The 15,393-nt window shown below is 68.9% G+C and carries 18 protein-coding genes; 9 read left to right on the top strand and 9 right to left on the bottom strand.

All coding sequences use genetic code 11. The features are described 5' to 3' along the window. Positions 1–14 precede the first annotated feature (14 nt). A complete protein-coding gene (locus tag SK854_RS15570) occupies positions 15–1,610 on the top strand; it encodes an AMP-binding protein (RefSeq protein ID WP_319975808.1) in 1,596 nt (531 codons plus the stop codon). On the opposite strand, the gene SK854_RS15565 is transcribed toward SK854_RS15570, so the two are convergent. Then, entirely contained in the window at positions 1,607–2,089 is a 483-nt protein-coding gene (locus tag SK854_RS15565; protein WP_319975807.1) for a DUF3558 family protein, read from the bottom strand. The two genes, SK854_RS15570 and SK854_RS15565, sit on opposite strands and share 4 nt — an antisense overlap. Before the next feature lie 106 nt (positions 2,090–2,195). On the opposite strand from SK854_RS15565, the gene SK854_RS15560 reads away from it, so the two are divergent. Next, the gene (locus SK854_RS15560; RefSeq protein ID WP_319975806.1) at positions 2,196–2,588 is read left to right on the top strand and encodes a VOC family protein; all 393 of its coding nucleotides are present in this window, start codon (positions 2,196–2,198) and stop codon (positions 2,586–2,588) included. A gap of 57 nt (positions 2,589–2,645) precedes the next feature. On the opposite strand, the gene SK854_RS15555 is transcribed toward SK854_RS15560, so the two are convergent. Next, complete coding sequence (locus tag SK854_RS15555) at positions 2,646–3,020, bottom strand: YccF domain-containing protein (RefSeq protein WP_319975805.1); 375 nt, start codon at positions 3,018–3,020, stop codon at positions 2,646–2,648. Positions 3,021–3,133: 113 nt separating this feature from the next. Here SK854_RS15555 and SK854_RS15550 point away from each other — a divergent pair, with 113 nt between their 5' ends. Continuing rightward, positions 3,134–4,084 (top strand): Gfo/Idh/MocA family protein, encoded by a 951-nt coding sequence (locus SK854_RS15550; RefSeq protein WP_319975804.1) that lies wholly within the window; start codon positions 3,134–3,136, stop codon positions 4,082–4,084. Positions 4,085–4,210: 126 nt separating this feature from the next. Here the strand turns inward: SK854_RS15550 and SK854_RS15545 are convergent, their stop codons facing one another. Then, entirely contained in the window at positions 4,211–4,753 is a 543-nt protein-coding gene (locus tag SK854_RS15545; protein ID WP_319975803.1) for a TetR/AcrR family transcriptional regulator, read from the bottom strand. A gap of 52 nt (positions 4,754–4,805) precedes the next feature. Here SK854_RS15545 and SK854_RS15540 point away from each other — a divergent pair, with 52 nt between their 5' ends. Next, the gene (locus SK854_RS15540; protein ID WP_319975802.1) at positions 4,806–5,423 is read left to right on the top strand and encodes an HAD family hydrolase; all 618 of its coding nucleotides are present in this window, start codon (positions 4,806–4,808) and stop codon (positions 5,421–5,423) included. On the opposite strand, the gene SK854_RS15535 is transcribed toward SK854_RS15540, so the two are convergent. Then, a complete protein-coding gene (locus SK854_RS15535; protein ID WP_319975801.1) occupies positions 5,395–5,598 on the bottom strand; it encodes a hypothetical protein in 204 nt (67 codons plus the stop codon). The two genes, SK854_RS15540 and SK854_RS15535, sit on opposite strands and share 29 nt — an antisense overlap. Before the next feature lie 123 nt (positions 5,599–5,721). Between SK854_RS15535 and SK854_RS15530 the strand changes: the two genes are divergently transcribed. Continuing rightward, positions 5,722–6,111: a cold-shock protein gene (locus SK854_RS15530; protein WP_258947641.1), complete on the top strand. Its 390-nt coding sequence runs from the start codon at positions 5,722–5,724 to the stop codon at positions 6,109–6,111. Positions 6,112–6,124: 13 nt separating this feature from the next. Continuing rightward, a complete protein-coding gene (locus SK854_RS15525; protein ID WP_319975800.1) occupies positions 6,125–6,709 on the top strand; it encodes an HD domain-containing protein in 585 nt (194 codons plus the stop codon). Between the two features lie 3 nt (positions 6,710–6,712). On the opposite strand, the gene SK854_RS15520 is transcribed toward SK854_RS15525, so the two are convergent. The 3 genes from SK854_RS15520 to SK854_RS15510 are packed head-to-tail and all read right to left on the bottom strand — an operon-like array spanning position 6,713 to position 9,438. Then, positions 6,713–7,147 (bottom strand): DUF2771 family protein, encoded by a 435-nt coding sequence (locus SK854_RS15520; RefSeq protein WP_319975799.1) that lies wholly within the window; start codon positions 7,145–7,147, stop codon positions 6,713–6,715. Positions 7,148–7,178: 31 nt separating this feature from the next. Further along, on the bottom strand, positions 7,179–8,681 hold the full coding sequence (locus SK854_RS15515) for an MFS transporter (protein WP_319975798.1): 1,503 nt from the start codon (positions 8,679–8,681) through the stop codon (positions 7,179–7,181). A 4-nt stretch (positions 8,682–8,685) separates the two neighbouring features. Beyond that, on the bottom strand, positions 8,686–9,438 hold the full coding sequence (locus SK854_RS15510) for a glutaminyl-peptide cyclotransferase (protein ID WP_319975797.1): 753 nt from the start codon (positions 9,436–9,438) through the stop codon (positions 8,686–8,688). A 58-nt stretch (positions 9,439–9,496) separates the two neighbouring features. Here SK854_RS15510 and SK854_RS15505 point away from each other — a divergent pair, with 58 nt between their 5' ends. Both SK854_RS15505 and SK854_RS15500 read left to right on the top strand, forming a co-directional pair. Then, positions 9,497–10,234 (top strand): DUF3027 domain-containing protein, encoded by a 738-nt coding sequence (locus SK854_RS15505; protein ID WP_319975796.1) that lies wholly within the window; start codon positions 9,497–9,499, stop codon positions 10,232–10,234. Further along, positions 10,231–13,005 (top strand): sacsin N-terminal ATP-binding-like domain-containing protein, encoded by a 2,775-nt coding sequence (locus SK854_RS15500; protein ID WP_319975795.1) that lies wholly within the window; start codon positions 10,231–10,233, stop codon positions 13,003–13,005. The genes SK854_RS15505 and SK854_RS15500 overlap by 4 nt, the downstream gene beginning before the upstream one ends. Here the strand turns inward: SK854_RS15500 and SK854_RS15495 are convergent. Beyond that, entirely contained in the window at positions 12,971–13,561 is a 591-nt protein-coding gene (locus SK854_RS15495; protein ID WP_319975794.1) for a TetR/AcrR family transcriptional regulator, read from the bottom strand. The two genes, SK854_RS15500 and SK854_RS15495, sit on opposite strands and share 35 nt — an antisense overlap. Before the next feature lie 84 nt (positions 13,562–13,645). On the opposite strand from SK854_RS15495, the gene SK854_RS15490 reads away from it, so the two are divergent. Beyond that, complete coding sequence (locus tag SK854_RS15490; RefSeq protein ID WP_319975793.1) at positions 13,646–14,107, top strand: cupin domain-containing protein; 462 nt, start codon at positions 13,646–13,648, stop codon at positions 14,105–14,107. 3 nt (positions 14,108–14,110) lie between these two features. Here the strand turns inward: SK854_RS15490 and SK854_RS15485 are convergent, their stop codons facing one another. Then, positions 14,111–15,373: an MFS transporter gene (locus SK854_RS15485; RefSeq protein ID WP_319975792.1), complete on the bottom strand. Its 1,263-nt coding sequence runs from the start codon at positions 15,371–15,373 to the stop codon at positions 14,111–14,113. Positions 15,374–15,393 lie beyond the last annotated feature (20 nt).

Below are 15,393 nucleotides of genomic sequence, written 5' to 3'. Positions count from 1 at the left end.
CTACCGTCTGGTGGATGACCGCCAGCTACTCCTCGGGCACGTCCGCCGCCCCGCTGCTGGGCGACACGATCCACGCGAACCTCGCGGCGACCGTCGCGCGCTTCGGCGACCGTGAGGCACTTGTCGACAAAGCAACAGATCGACGATGGACGTACGCGGAGCTCTCGGCAGAGGTCGACCGGGCCGCCGCCGGGCTGCACGAGCTCGGGGTGCGCAAGGGCGACCGGGTCGGGATCTGGGCGCCGAACTGCGCCGAGTGGGTGTTCGTGCAGTACGCGACGGCTCGGATCGGCGCGATCCTGGTCAACGTCAACCCGGCGTACCGCGTGCACGAGCTGGAGTACGTGCTCAACCAGGCGGGCATCCACACGCTGGTGTCCGCGCGGTCGTTCAAGACGTCCGACTACGCGGCAATGATCGAAGAGGTGCGGCCGCGCTGCACCGAGTTGCGCAACGTCGTGTTCGTCGACGATCCGCAGTGGACGGGCGACGAGATCCCGGACGTCGAGCTGGACCGCGACGACCCGATCAACATCCAGTACACGTCCGGCACCACGGGCTTCCCCAAGGGTGCGACGCTCTCGCACCACAACATCCTCAACAACGGCTACTTCGTCGGCGAGCTGGTCAACTACACCGAGCACGACCGCATCTGCGTGGTGCCGCCGTTCTACCACTGCTTCGGCATGGTCATGGGCAACCTCGCGGCCACCAGCCACGGCGCGTGCGTCGTGATCCCGGCACCGGCCTTCGACCCGGCGAAAACCCTTGCGGCCGTTCAGGAAGAGAAGTGCACGTCGCTCTACGGCGTGCCGACGATGTTCATCGCGATGCTGGACCTGGTCGACGGCTACGACCTGTCGTCGTTGCGCACCGGCATCATGGCGGGCTCGCCGTGCCCGGTCGAGGTGATGAAGCAGGTCGTCGACCGGATGGGCATGCGCGAGGTCTCGATCTGCTACGGCATGACCGAGACCTCCCCGGTGTCGACGCAGACGCGCGTGGACGACTCCCTCGACCGTCGCGTTGGGACGGTCGGCCGGGTCGGCCCGCACCTCGAAGTCAAGATCGTCGACCCGGACACGGGCCGCACGGTCCCTCGCGGTGAGCCGGGGGAGCTGTGCACGCGCGGCTACTCCGTCATGCTCGGCTACTGGAACGAGCCGGAGAAGACCGCGGAGGCCGTCGACCCGGCCGGCTGGATGCACACCGGCGACCTCGCGGTGATGGATGACGACGACTACGTGAACATCACCGGCCGCATCAAGGACATGGTCATCCGCGGCGGCGAGAACATCTACCCGCGCGAGATCGAGGAGTTCCTCTACACCCACCCGGACGTGCTCGACGCCCAGGTGATCGGCGTGCCCGACGCCCGGTACGGCGAGGAGCTGATGGCCTGGGTGCGCCTGCGCGACGGGGCCTCCGGGCTGACCGCCGAGGCCGTGCGGGAGTTCTGCGCCGGCAAGCTCGCCCACTACAAGATCCCGCGGTACGTGCACGTGGTGGACGAGTTCCCGATGACGGTCACCGGCAAGATCCGCAAGGTGGAGATGCGGGCCAGGTCGGTGGAGCTGCTGAACCTCGACGACAGCGCGAAGCACGCCTAGGACAACTTCGGTTCGATCACCTTCATCACGGCCTGGGCGATCTCGCACGACCTGCCGCCGGCATCGGTGAGGACTTCCGCGGCCGCGACGCCGCCGGGATGCGTCAGCACGACACCGCACGTGCCCGTTCCCCTGCTGTTCTCGGCGAGCAGCCCGGAGTGCCCGCCGATGGTGATCGGGGAGGTCTTCAGGCCGTCCGGCTTCGCGAGGTACTGCTCGGGCGTGGACCTGTCGCGAAGGCTGACCGAGAGCGGACCTGAGTCGTCCGAGAGCCAGAAGCAGCTCGAAGCGTTCGCGTACCCGTTGTGGAACCGGTGCTCGGGCAGGTCGGCCGGATCGAACAGGCGGCACGCGGGCGTGTCCGCGGGTGTCGTCGACGGCGTCACGAAGGGCTCGACGGTCTTGACCGGAGGTCCGGCCATCGCGCATCCGGACAGCCCGAGAGCAGCGGCGAGCACGGCGAGGCGCAGAGTGTTCACGGAGCGAAATCGTCTCGTGAATCAACAATCTCCGCAGGTCAAAGTACCTCTTGCGAGAAAGGTGTGACCGGCGCAACATCAGTGGATTCCGCCGAAGGAGGCGCGCATGCTCACTGCCACCAGAACCACGACGATGCTGCCCGTCGAAGACCCCGAGCGCGCCGGCCGCTTCTACGCCGACATGCTCGGCCTCAAGCCCATCACCACGACCGAGGACGGCACGCGGATCTTCGCGCTCGGCCAGGGTGACGCGCTGGGACTGAGGCCAGCCGAGAAGGGTGCGCAGAGCCGGCAGACGGCCATCAGCTTCGAGGTGCCCGATCTGGAGGGCGAGATCGCGGAACTCGAAGGCAAGGGCGTGCGCTTCGAGGACTACGACCTGCCCGACTTCAAGACCACCGGCCACATCGCGGTCATGGGCACCGAACGCGCGGCGTGGTTCACCGACACCGAGGGCAACATCCTGTGCCTGCACGAGCTGTTGGACAGCGAAGCCTGAGAGCTCGTGCCACTGAGTGGTTCCCCGCGCCTCGCCCCGACGAGGCGCGGGGAACCCTCACGGGACCTCGATGATCTCCTTGCCCAGCGGCACCAGCGAGACCTTCACCAGCTTGAAGTTCGCGAGCCCGAGCGGGATGCCGATGATCGTGACGCAGAGCGCGATACCGGTGATCACGTGGCCGATCGCGAGCCACACGCCGGCGACGATGATCCAGATGACGTTGCCCAGCAGCGATCCGGTGCCGGCACCCGGCTTGTCCACGACCTCGCGGCCGAACGGCCAGAGCGCGTAGTTCGCGATCCGGAACGACGCGATGCCCCACGGGATCGTGATGATCAGGACGCAGCAGATGAGCCCGGCGACCGCGTAGCCGACGGCCATCCAGAAACCGGCGAGCACCAGCCAGATCACGTTCAGGATGAGGCGCATGCCTCCAATCTAGTGCCGTGGCTGCCTTGCCTCGTGTTGCGACGGTCGGACGGTGCCCGCTGAGCGCCGGAAGACGCGGCGGAGGCAGGCAGGCACGGCACTAGGCTCGCCTCATGAAGTGGGGTGTGATCGCTACAGGTGGAATCGCGCATGCCGTGACCGCCGACATGCTCAAGGCGGGTGCCACCGTGCTCGCGGTGTCCTCGCGTGACATCACCAAGGCCCAGAAGTTCGCGGAGAACTTCGGCATCGAGCGCGCGTACGGCGACTACCGCGACCTGCTCGCCGATCCCGACGTCGAGGTCGTCTACGTCGCCACGCCGCACGGCCAGCACCACGAGGTCGTGCTGGCCGCGCTCGACGCCGGTAAGAACGTGCTGTGCGAGAAGGCCTTCGCGCTCACGGTCGCGGACGCCGAGGAGATGATCGAACGAGCACGATCGAAGAACCTCTTCCTCATGGAGGCCATGTGGACGCGGTTCAACCCGCTGGTCCGCAAGGTCCAGGAGGCGATCGAAGCCGGTGAGATCGGCGAGGTGCGGATGATCCGCGCCGACTTCGGCTTCCGGCACGCCTTCAGCGACGGCGATCGCCTGTGGGCCAAGGAAGCCGGCGGTGGCGCGACTCTCGACCTCGGTGTCTACCCGGTCGCGCTCACGCATCAATTGCTGGGCGTGCCAACGCACGTCCACGCGCACGGCAGCCTCGCACCGACCGAAGTGGACGCTGACGCGGGCATCTTCCTGGCCTACGACAACGGTGCCCACGCATTGCTCAGCTGCTCGCTCGTCGCCGACACCGGCGCCCGCGCGGAGATCGTCGGCACCCTGGGCCGCATCGAGCTCGTCGACCCGATGTTCAACCCGACCGCGGTGGTGATCAACGGCGTCGAGCACACGATCGAGGACGAGGGCTACCAGCACCAGATCCGCGCCGTCGAGGAGAGCGTCGCCGCGGGACTGACGGAGAACCCGCGCATCACCTGGGAGAACACCCTGGAGGTCATGCGCACGCTCGAAGAAGCGCTGCGCCAGATGGGCGTCAGCTACGCCGGCGCCAAGTAGATCAACGCCACGTTCACCGCGAAGGCCACCAGCCCAGCGGTGAACGTGGCGGAGCGCCGGTTCGTGAACGAGCCTGTCACGGACCGGCGCCAGGTCAGCCGGCGAGACGGCGACAACCGGACCCGATCATGCGTCCATCGTCACTCTGGCGACCCGGACCACGGCGTCCATCGCGCTGTCCAGATCCCCGCTCGGCATCAGCAGATGGCTCAGGGCGAGCCGCACGGTCGTCTCCGCCGTGAACCGCACGTGCCGTCCGGGGAAGTGGTTGCTGAGGTGCTGTTCGACGACCTCGGTGGCGTGGAACAGGATCGGATGGCCGCGGATCGTGATGAACGGCAGCAGGTCCTCGGCGTTCTGCCCGGTCAGCACGGCCGAGACCAGGCGGTCCTTCTCGGTCTGCTCGAAGGTGAAGCGGAACGCCGACCGCATCGCCTCCCACGGGTCCGGGTCCTCCTTGAGCCGGGTCGCGATCCCGGTCAGGTACTCCTCCGTCTTGTGCACGGCGACGGCTTGGACGAGCCCTTCCTTGTTGCCGAACTCGTTGTAGACGGTCTGTCTGCTCACTCCGGCGCGACTGGCGACCTCGATCATGCGCAGCCCGTGGAATCCACGGGCCGCCAAGAGGTCGGCGGCCGAGTCCAGCAAGAGCTCGGTGATGTCGCTCACCGCTTCACCTTTACACAGTTACAGCTTTTGTAAAGACGTAGAGTGAGGTTCTGTGCCGTTCACCGTGGGCTTCGACCTGGACATGACCCTCATCGACCCGCGGCCGGGCATGGCCGCCGTGCTGAACGAGGTGGGTGCCCGCACCGGGCACGCCCTCGACGGCGAGCACTTCGCGGCGAACCTCGGCCCGCCCCTCGACATGACCTACCGCGACATGGGCGTGCCCGAGGAGGAGATCCCGGACATGGTCTCGCTCTTCCGCGCCCTGTACCCGGAGCTCGTGATTCCCGGCACGGTCGCGTTGCCCGGAGCCGCCGCGGCGTTGCAGTGCGTCCGCGACCTCGGTGGTCAGACCATGGTCGTCACCGGCAAGTACCGCAAGAACGCCGCGCTGCACCTGGAAGCGATGGGCTGGGAGGTCGACCACCTCTACGGCGAGCTGTGGTCGACGGGCAAGGCCGAGTCGCTCAAGCTGCACGGCGCCGCCGTCTACGTCGGTGATCACATCGGCGACATGAACGGTGCCAGGGCGGCCGGGGCGCTGGGCGTCGGCGTCGTCACGGGGCCGTGCTCGCGTGCGGAACTGACCGAGGCGGGCGCGGCGGTCGTGCTGGAGGACCTGCGCGAGTTCCCGGAGTGGCTCAGGACTTCTTCTGGCGTGATTTCCTGATCACCGCGACGATCCCGAGTCCGAGGCCGATCGCGGGCAGGTAGGTGCCGGCGAAGTTCAGCCACGCGGGCAGGTCGCTGTGACCCAGGGCGAAGAGCACGAAGACCGCGATGATCGCCAGTACGCCCACGGCGAACAGGCCGATGGCCAGCGGCATCAACTTCGGAACGGTCATGCCGAAGATGCTAGTCGCGCTAACGGAGGTGCCTTCTTCAAGGTCTTCTGGCTACTCTGGTGGGACGCGTCCTGGGTACGCCTGGGGCGCGTTCGTCATGCAGACAAGGGAATGGTGAGCGCGGTGCCGACCGGCAAGGTCAAGTGGTACGACACGGAGAAGGGCTTCGGATTCGTCACCCAGGACGGTGGCGAGGACGTCTACGTCCGCAAAGCCGCCCTGCCTGCCGGTGTCGAAGGCCTCAAGGCCGGCCAGCGCATCGAGTTCGGCATGGCTGAGGGCCGCCGCGGCCCGCAGGCGCTGTCCGTGCGCCTGGTCGACCCGGCGCCGTCCGTCGTGGAGGCGCGGCGCCGTCCCGCCGAGGAGTTGCACGGCCTGATCGAGGAAGTGATCAGGCTCCTCGAGAACAAGGTCCAGCCTGACCTGCGCCGCGGCCGCTACCCGTCCGACAAGAAGACCATGAAGCTCGTCGCCGAGGCCGTCCGCGTGGTGGCGCGGGACCTCGATCCGTAAAAGGATCAGCGTCATGTCTGACGCTGACAGGATCGTCGAGTTCGTCTACGAGGTCGGCCAGCTCAAACGCCTGCCCAGAGCGGGGTGGCTCTTCGCCGGGGTGCAGAACCCCGAGTCGGTGGCCGCCCACTCGTTCCGGGTGGGTGTTCTGGCGTACGCGATCGCCGTGCAGGAGGGCGCGAATCCTGACAGGGCAGCGACCTTGGGCCTCTTCCACGACGTGCCCGAGGCGCGCATCGGTGACATCCCGTACGTCGGCAAGCTCTACCTCGACGTGAAGATGCCGCCGGAACAGGTCGCGCGGGACCAGGTCCAGCACCTGCCCGCGCCGCTGGCCGCGCACATCGAGGCGCTGGTGGCCGAGCACGAGTCCGCCAAGGGCTTCGACCACACGCCGGAGGCGCGCTGTTCGCGTGACGCGGACAAGCTGGAGTTGTTGTTGCAGGCCAGGGAGTACCAGGCCGCGGGCGTCACGAAGATGGAGCGCTTCATCCAGACCATGCAGGAGTCGGTGGTCACCGACACCGGCAAGGCTCTGCTGGACTCCGCGCTGCGGATCGCCCCCAGTGAGTGGTGGGAGGCGTTCGGCAGGCGGTGATGATCAGCGGGTGATGTCGACGACCCACGAACCGCGCATGAGCGGCTGGCCGGTCTCCAGCACCGCGCCGGCCGCCTCGTGCACCTCGATGCGCACCAGCTGGTCGGAGTCGTTCGGCACGGCCAGCGTGTACGTGTAGTTCTCGCCCTTGCCCAGCAACGGGGAGGTGCAGCCCTCCTGCACGCGAGCGGCGTTCTCGTACACGCACACGACCTCCCAGAGGCCGTCCGCGAGCTGTCCGTCCACGGAGATCTGCACGACCTTGCCCGCAGGCACCTTCAGCGTGCCGGGTTCGTTCTTCTCGGCGCAGTTGGAGCCCTCGACGTCGCAGTAGATCGTCGGCTCCATGCGGATGGTCTTGCCGTTCGCGTAGAACGTGACCTCGGGGTCGTGCCGCTGGAGCGAACATCCGGACAGCACGAGAACGCTGGCGGCCATTACAGAAGCAAGTCGACGCACGTCAGGCAGCCTACGGGGTCACCGGGGCCGGCCTGCGGACCAGCCTCTGCAACGACGTGCCGTTGCGGTACATCCAGGTCTGCGTGAGGCCCAGCGCGAGCAGCACGGCGAGCACGAGGAAGCCGACCCAGAACGTCGCGGGCAGCAGCACGCCGAGCGCGCCGCCGAAGACCCACGCGAGCTGCAGGATCGTCTCGGAGCGGCCGAACGCGGACGCGCGCGACTCCTCCGGCATGTCGTCCTGGATCACCGCGTCGAGGCTGATCTTGGCCAGCGACGACGCCGTGGCGCCCAGCAGACCGACGATGGCCGCGGTGACCAGGCCAGGCAGCGCGGCGGCGACGATCGTGGCCACCAGTGCGGTGCCGACACAGGCGATGACCACCTCGTCCGGCTTGGCGAAGTGCTGGCGCGCGCCGATCGCGTTGCCGAGGAAGCTGCCGACACCCGCCGCACCGGCGATCACGCCGAGCAGGAGCAACTGCCGCACCGCGTCGCCCTCGGTCTGCTCGCGGATCACGAACGCCGCGAACAGCGTCAGGAAGCCGGTCAGGACGCGGATGGAACCGTTGCCCCACAACGAGACCACGACGTGCCGGGAGACGGGTTGCCTGGCGGCCTTGGGGGTGAGCGTCGCGGGCACTTCGCCCTCGGTCACCTCGACCCACGACGGGATCTTCATGCACAGCCACGCGTTCACCAGACAGAGCACCGCGGTGAACCACAACGCGCCCGGCGAGCCGAACAAGTTCGCGAAGCCCGCGGCGAACGCCCCGAACACGCCGCCCGCCGCGAGACCGAAGATCGTCATGCGGGCGTTGGTCTTGGACAGCGTGATCTCCGGCGGCAGCACGCGCGGGGTGATCGCGGACTTGAGCACGGTGAACGACTTCGACAGGACCATGCTGCCCAGCGCAGCCGGGTACAGCAGCCAGTTGTCGAAGTTCAGCGCCATCACGACCGACAGCACGATCCGCAGCACGCACGACGCCGCCAGCGCGAGCCGCCGGCCGCGCTGGATCTTGTCCAGCAGCGGGCCGATCACCGGCGCGATCAACGCGAACGGCGCGACCGTGATCAGCAGGTAGAGCGCGACCTTGGTCTTGGACTCGGCGGACGCGGCCGAGAAGAACAGCGTGTTCGCCAGCGCGACGGCCATAGCGGCGTCGGCGGCGTAGTTCATCATCACCGCGTAGGTGACCGACGTCATGCCGGACTTGCCGGCTCCGTCGGCGCGGGCCGCGCGCCGGAACGCCGCGAGGGCCTGCTGCGAGATCTGCTTGCCGCGGAACCACGCGACGCGCGTGACCGTGAGCTTGCGCGGTGGTTTGGGCGTGGGGGTCGTCTGCTGGTCGGAGTTGGGCAGCGGACGGGTGTTCTGGGGACGGCGTGGCGGGGCCTGGAAACCGTGCTCGGACGCGGGCCCGCGACGCTCCCGGGGCCGGTACTCGTCGTCCTGCCACGGGTAGCGCTTCGGAGCCGGTCCGTCACTCCGCCCGCGGTCGTCCGTCACACCCTCAATCCTGCCCCATCCCGTTGAACCTCACTCGGAAGATGGTCGGCCAGTTCTTGCCTGTGACCAGGAACTCGTCGGTTCCGGGGACGTGCGCGATTCCGTTGAGGACGTCCACGTCGCCCTGCGGCTTGAGCGAGGACAGGTCGTAGGTGCTCGTCACCTGCCCGTTGGCCGGATCGATGCGCACGATCTCGTCGGTCTTCCACACGTTCGACCAGACCTTGCCGCCGACGCACTCCAGTTCGTTGAGCTGGGCGAGGGGCTGGCCGGACCGCGTGACCTGCACGCTTCCGGTCTCCTTGAACGTCTTGGGGTCGCGGAAGGTCAGCTTCGCGGTGCCGTCGCTCATGATCAGCTGCTTGCCGTCGTCGCAGATGCCCCAGCCCTCGCCCTCGTAGCTCACGCGGCGAAGCTCGTTCAGCGTCTTGCGGTCGCGTTCGATCGCGATGCCGTTCTGCCAGGTGATCTGCCAGATGGTGTCGCCGACGACGGTGATGCCCTCGCCGAAGTACTCAGGCGGCAGGTCGACCTTCTTCTGGACGTTGCCGGTCGACGGATCGAGCGCGCGCATCGTCGACTTGCCCTCGAGCCCGGTGCCCTCGTAGAGGACGCCGTCGACCAGTTCCAACCCCTGGGTGAACGCCGACGTGTCGTGCGGAATCTTCTGCAGGACTTCTACCTGCGGTTTCGCTTCCTGCGGAGTCGAGCAGGCGGCCAGCACCGCGACGAGGACCAGCCAGATGGGTGAGCGCACCCAACGGAGGGTGGCACGAGTTTTCGTCCCGGCGAAGACCTGCGGCACAATTCATCTTGTGACCGCGACTGAGATGCTCCTCGACGCCGTTGATCTCGCCCGCGCAGCTGCGCAGGAAGAGGCCGGGGTGGAACGCGTCGGCGCTCACGTCGGGGTGCAGGACGAGGACGAGTACTCCGTCACCCACCTGTTCGAGGCCGAGCACGCGGGCTATCGCGGCTGGAGCTGGGCGGTGACCGTCGCCCACGCAGGCGAGGGCACGCCCGTCTCGGTCAGCGAGGTCGTGCTGCTGCCCGGCCAGGACGCCCTGGTCGCCCCGGAGTGGGTGCCGTGGAGCGAACGGGTCCGTGCCGGTGACCTGGGCGTGGGCGACCTGATGCCGCCCCGCGAGGACGACCCGCGCCTGGTCGAGGCGTACGTGCAGTCCGACGATCCGGCCATCGAGGAGGTGGCGCTGGAGATCGGCTTCGGCCGCACCCGCGTCCTGTCCCGCGAGGGCCGCATCGACGCTGCCGACCGCTGGGCCGCCTCGGACTTCGGCCCGCGCTCCGACATGGCCCGCAGCGCCCCCGCACACTGCGGGACCTGCGGCTTCTACACCCGCGTGGCCGGCGCGTTCGGTGCCGCGTTCGGCGTCTGCGCCAACGAGATCGCTCCGGCGGACGGCCACGTCGTGCACGTCGACTACGGCTGCGGCGCGCACTCGCAGGTCGAGGTCGACATCAGCCCGATGGTGCCGGTCGCCGACCTGGTCTACGACGACGCGCAGCTGGACGTTCTGGACGTCTCGGAGTGACCGACCCGTTCGGCACCGAGGTCCTGCGCACCTCGGTCCTCGCCGCATGGCGTGGTTCGCCCACCCGCTTCCGTGAAGACGCGAACGCCGAAGAAGACCTCCGCATCGGTGGTTACCGGGACCGTTTGCTCGTCGAACTCGCCCAGAACGCGTCCGACGCGGCCGGTTCCGAGCCAGGTGTGTTGCGGATCACTCTCGTCGACGGCGAGCTTCGCGCGGCCAACACCGGTGCGCCTCTGACGGAGGCCGGCGTCGCCGCTCTGGCCTCGCTGAGGGCTTCCTCGAAGGAGTCCGGCGTCGGCCAGTTCGGCGTCGGCTTCGCGGCCGTGCTGGCCGTGTCGGACGCACCACGCGTGGTGTCCACGACGGGTGGCGTCGAGTTCTCCCTGGCGAGGACCCGCGCCGAGGTGCCGGACCTGGCGTCCGAACGCGGCGGCGACGTGCCGGTGCTGCGCCTGGTGTGGCCCGTCGTGGAGGACGTGCCGGACGGGTTCGCGACCGAGGTCCGCCTGCCGCTCAAGGTCGACCTGTCGCTGGACGACCTGGCCGAGGAGGTGCCGGACCTGCTCCTGGCGTTGCCGGGCCTGCGTCGCATCGAGGTCGGCTCCCAGTCGTGGGAACGCTTCGTCACCGACGACGGCGTGGTCACCGTCGGCAAGTCGCGCTGGCTGGTGGAGCGCACCGTCGGCGAACTGCCCGCGGAACTCGTCCAGGGCGTCGAACACCGTCCTCAGTGGACCGTCTCGTGGGCGTACCCGCTCGACTCGGAGCTGGGCGAGGACGTGCTGCACGCGCCGACCCCGACCGACGAGCGCCTGTCGCTGCCCGCCCGCCTGATCGCGACCGTGCCGGTCGAGCCCTCGCGCCGCCGGATCCTGCCGGGCCCGGCCGCGTGGTCGGTGCTGGACGCCGCCGCCGCTGCCTATCCGGCACTGGTGGCGCGGGTGCCCGCCATCGAGCGGACCGCCCTCGTGCCGTTGCCGGGCTTCCCGTTGTCCGAAGTGGACGATCGGCTGCGGACGGCCGTGGTGCGCTCGTTGCGTGCTTCCGCCTGGCTGCCTCTGGCTTCCGGCGAGTGGATCGAGCCTTCGCGCGCCCGTGTCCTGGACGTGGGCTCCGAGGAGCTCGTCGACCTGGTCGAGGACGCTCTGCCCGGTCTGCTGGACGCCGAGCTGTCCGCTCCGGTGCACGCCAAAGCCCTGGCGGCACTGGAAGTCCCGCGCGTGACCACCGCCGAGGTGGTCGCGGCTCTGGCGGGCGTCTCCGGTGATCCCGGCTGGTGGCGTGACGTCTACGCGGCTTTCGCGCCTCTCGCCGAGGTGGATCCGGACGTCCGCGAGGCGCTGGCCTCGCTGCCCGTGCCGCTGGCCGACGGCCGCGTGGTGACCGGGCCGCGGACCACCCTGATCGCCGACGAGCCGTTGCCCGGCCTGCGAGTCGTGCACCCGGACGCCGTGCACCCGTTGCTGGTGCGGCTGGGCGCGGTCGAGGCCGGTGCCGCCGAACTGCTCGCGGATCCTTCACTGCGCGAGAACGTGGCTCGGTCGCTGGAGGACACCGAAGCCGGGCTCGACGGGCTGGACCTGGTCGAGACCGTGCTGCGCCTCGTCGACCGCGCCGGTCTGCGTGCCGGCGAGGAGCCCTGGCTGGGGTCGCTGGCCCTGCCGGACGGCACCGGTGAATGGCATCGCGCGGACGAGGTCCTGCTGCCCGACTCGCCGTTGGTCGGCGTGGTCGAGTCTGACGCCTTTCCGTTGCTGTCCAAGGAGATCGCCGACTCCTACCCGCGTTCCGCACTGGTCGCCGTCGGCGTGGTGGACGGGTTCTCGGTGGTCGTCGACGACGAGCCGTCCGGGCCGGATCACGACCTCGCCGACGAGTCCGCGTGGTGGGCGTCCGTGCCGGACGAACCTCGCCGTGTCGTGGCCGTCCGGGATCTGGATCTCGTCGCCGACTGGCCGGCGGCGTTGCGGTTGCTGGCCTCCGACCCGGTGACCTGGCGCGCGGTGACCGAGCCCGACGGCTACACGGGCTGGTGGATCGCCCGGCACGCGCTGCTGGCAGGCAAGTCGCCGCGGGAGTACCGGCTGGCCGAGGCCACGTTGCTGGACGGACTGTTCGACACGGTGCCGGATCTCGAACTGCCCGAGCACGTGCTGCGGGCCGCCGGCGTCCGGTCGTCGCTGGAGATCTGGGACGACGACGATGCCGAGTTCGTGCTGGAACGTCTCGGCGACGCGGACCGCGTGATCGCGGACGCCGTGGTGCTGCGTGCCTACGCGGCGCTGCCCGAGGGGGACTTCGCCCCGCCGGAGCGGCTGCGCGTGCTCTCCGGGGCCGTGGCGGCCGCCGAGGACGTCGTGGTGCTGGACCACCCGTGGTTGCTGGGGCTGGCTCCGGCGTCGCGGGTGCTGCTCGCGGACGGCTCGGAAGAACTCGCCGACCTGCTGGACCTGGCGCTGGCCTCCGAGGAGTTCGACGGTTCTCCCGACCACGTCGGCGAGGTCGTCCAGTGGCACGACCTCGGCGCGGTCCGGATGGCGTGCGAACTGCTGGAGGTCGCGCTGCCCGACGGCGTCGTCGTGGTGCACGACGAACTGCACGTCGAGGGTCAGCGGGTCGAGTGGTGGATGGTGGACGGCGTTCCGCACGCCGCAGATTCGCCTGAGGGGCTGGGACGGGCGCTGGCCTGGGTCTCCGAGCGGTGGGCCGACCGGCACACGTTCGTCGCCCTGATCACCGATCCGAGCGCTGCCACGCTGCTGGGCTGAGGGTCGTGTGCAGGGCGCGCACCGCGTCCTGCACGAGCTCGCTCAAGGTCCGGGTCTCGCCCGGTCGCGTCCACTGCCGGAACGCCGCCTGCTGCGCGAGCATGGCGGCACCGGCGGCGAGGAACGCCGTCTCGGGATCTCCGCACCGCGCGTGCAGCGCGTCGGCGATGGCCTCGGTGAGCGCGGCGTTCTTGCCGAGCTCGCGCTCCAGCAACTCCGGGTTCGCGGCGATCACGGCGTGGCGGCGTGCCACCACGGCACGGCGGTTCTCGAACATCCTGTCGCCAACGACCTCCAGAGCGCGCACGACGACGTCGAGCGGCGGCGAGGTGTCGTCGCCTGCCTCGATCTCGCGGACGATCTCCCGCTGGAGCTGTGCGCTCATCCCGAACAGCACCTCGCGCTTGTCGGCGAAGTGGTTGAAGAACGTCCGCTGGGTGAGCTCCGCCCGCTGGACGATCTCGGCGACCGTCGTGCGCTCGAACCCCTGTGCGTCGAAGAGTTCCAGCGCGGCGGTCTGCAGCCGCTCGGGCGCGTCCGGTTTCCATCGCGGCATGCGCTGAGACTAGCGACTGCACAATGTGCAGTCACTGGTGCTACGGTGATTGCACAAGCTGCAATCACATCGGGAGGCTTTCTCATGGCCGAGGTATCGATCGTCAGACCCGGCGAGGGCGAGCTCATCGCCAGCGGTCCGTCTCAGATCCGGATCCTCGAGGACGGCAGCAACACCAGTCGCCGCCTGGGAATCGGTGAGGTCGTCATTCCCCCGCACACGCCCGGTCCGCCGCAGCACCGGCACGCACAGCACGACGAAGGCTTCTACGTGCTCTCGGGCACCGTGCGGTTCACCATCGGGGTGGACGACCATGTCGTCGGCGCCGGCACGTGGGTCACCGTCCCGCCGGGCGCGCCGCACACCTTCGCCAACCCCGGCGACGACCCGGCGGTCATGCTGACCACCTTCACGCCGGACCTGTACGTGCAGTACTTCCGCGACCTCAAGGCGATGGTCGAGTCCGGGCAGCCCATGACGCGCGAGACCATGGTGCCGATCTGGCAGAACTACGCCACCGAACCGTCCACCGAGTTCGCGCCGTAGCGCCTAGCCGGCCACTTCCGCAGGCTCCGGCAGCGCTTCCGCCGGGGCCTGCTTCCGGCGTCGCAGCCGCGGCTTCCCGATGTCCCCGCGCTTCACCAGGATGATCCACGCGGTGATCGTCACCAGCATCGACACCGCTCCGCCGATGATGATCGGTGCCCGGCCGTTGATCTCGCCCAGCCACCCCATGAGCGGTCCGCCCACCGGATTTCCGCCCAGGAAGACCAGCATGTAGATGCCCATCACGCGGCCGCGCATCTCCGGTTCCACGGCCAGTTGGATGGTGGCGTTGGCGGTCGTGTTGAAGGTCATCATCGCCACGCCCACCGGGATCATCATCAGTCCGGTCAACAGGATCGTCGGCATGAACCCGGAGACGATCTCCAATGCGCCGAAGATGACCCCGGAGCCGATGAACACGGTCAGCTTCGGCGTTTTTCGCTTGGCCGCCAGCGTCGCGCCCGCGAGGGTGCCGACGGCGATCAACGTCGACAGGAGCCCGTAGGCGTCGGCGTCGCCGCCGAAGACGTTGCGGGCCATGATCGCGAGCGTCATGTAGAAGTTCATGCCGAACGTGGCGATGAAGAACACGAGCACCATGACCGTCAGCAGGTCCGGGCGGCTTCTGACGTAGCGCAGGCCCGAGAGGAGCTGGCCCTTCTCACGCGGCAGCGGCTCGGCGCGCAGCAGTTGGGACGTGCGCATCAACCAGATGCCGCCGACCACGCCCACGAAGCTGATGGCGTTGGCCAGGAAGACCCAGCCGGTGCCGATCGCCACGATCGTCAGGCCGGCGATGGCCGGGCCGATGATGCGGGCCAGGTTGAACATCATCGAGTTGATCGCGACGGCGTTGGTCAGCTGGTCGCGGCCGACCATCTCGACCACGAACGACTGGCGCACCGGGGTTTCCACCGCGGAGAAGGCGCCCAGCAGCAGGCAGAGCAGGTAGACGTGCCAGAGCTCGACGACGCCGGTGACGTCGAGGATGCCCAGCGCCAGGGCGCAGATGCCCAGCGCGGACTCGAGCCACAGCAGGAGCTTGCGCTTGTCCATGCGGTCGGCGAGGACGCCGCCCCACATGGACAGCAGCAGGACGGGGAGGAACTGGAGCGAGGCGGCGAAGCCGAGCGCGATGGGGGAGCCGTTCGAGAGCTCCAGGACCAGCCAGTCCTGGGCCACCCGCTGCATCCAGACGCCGACCAGCGAGATGATCTGACCGGAGGCGTAGAGGCGATAGTTGTATATGCCTAAGGATCCGAACATTCCGGTACGACGAGGTGGCG

The organism is Lentzea sokolovensis, from assembly GCF_033949975.1.
GTDB lineage: Bacteria > Actinomycetota > Actinomycetes > Mycobacteriales > Pseudonocardiaceae > Lentzea > Lentzea sokolovensis.
The sequence above is the reverse complement of the archived record's forward strand: the minus strand, read 5'-3'. Positions and strand labels throughout refer to the sequence as shown.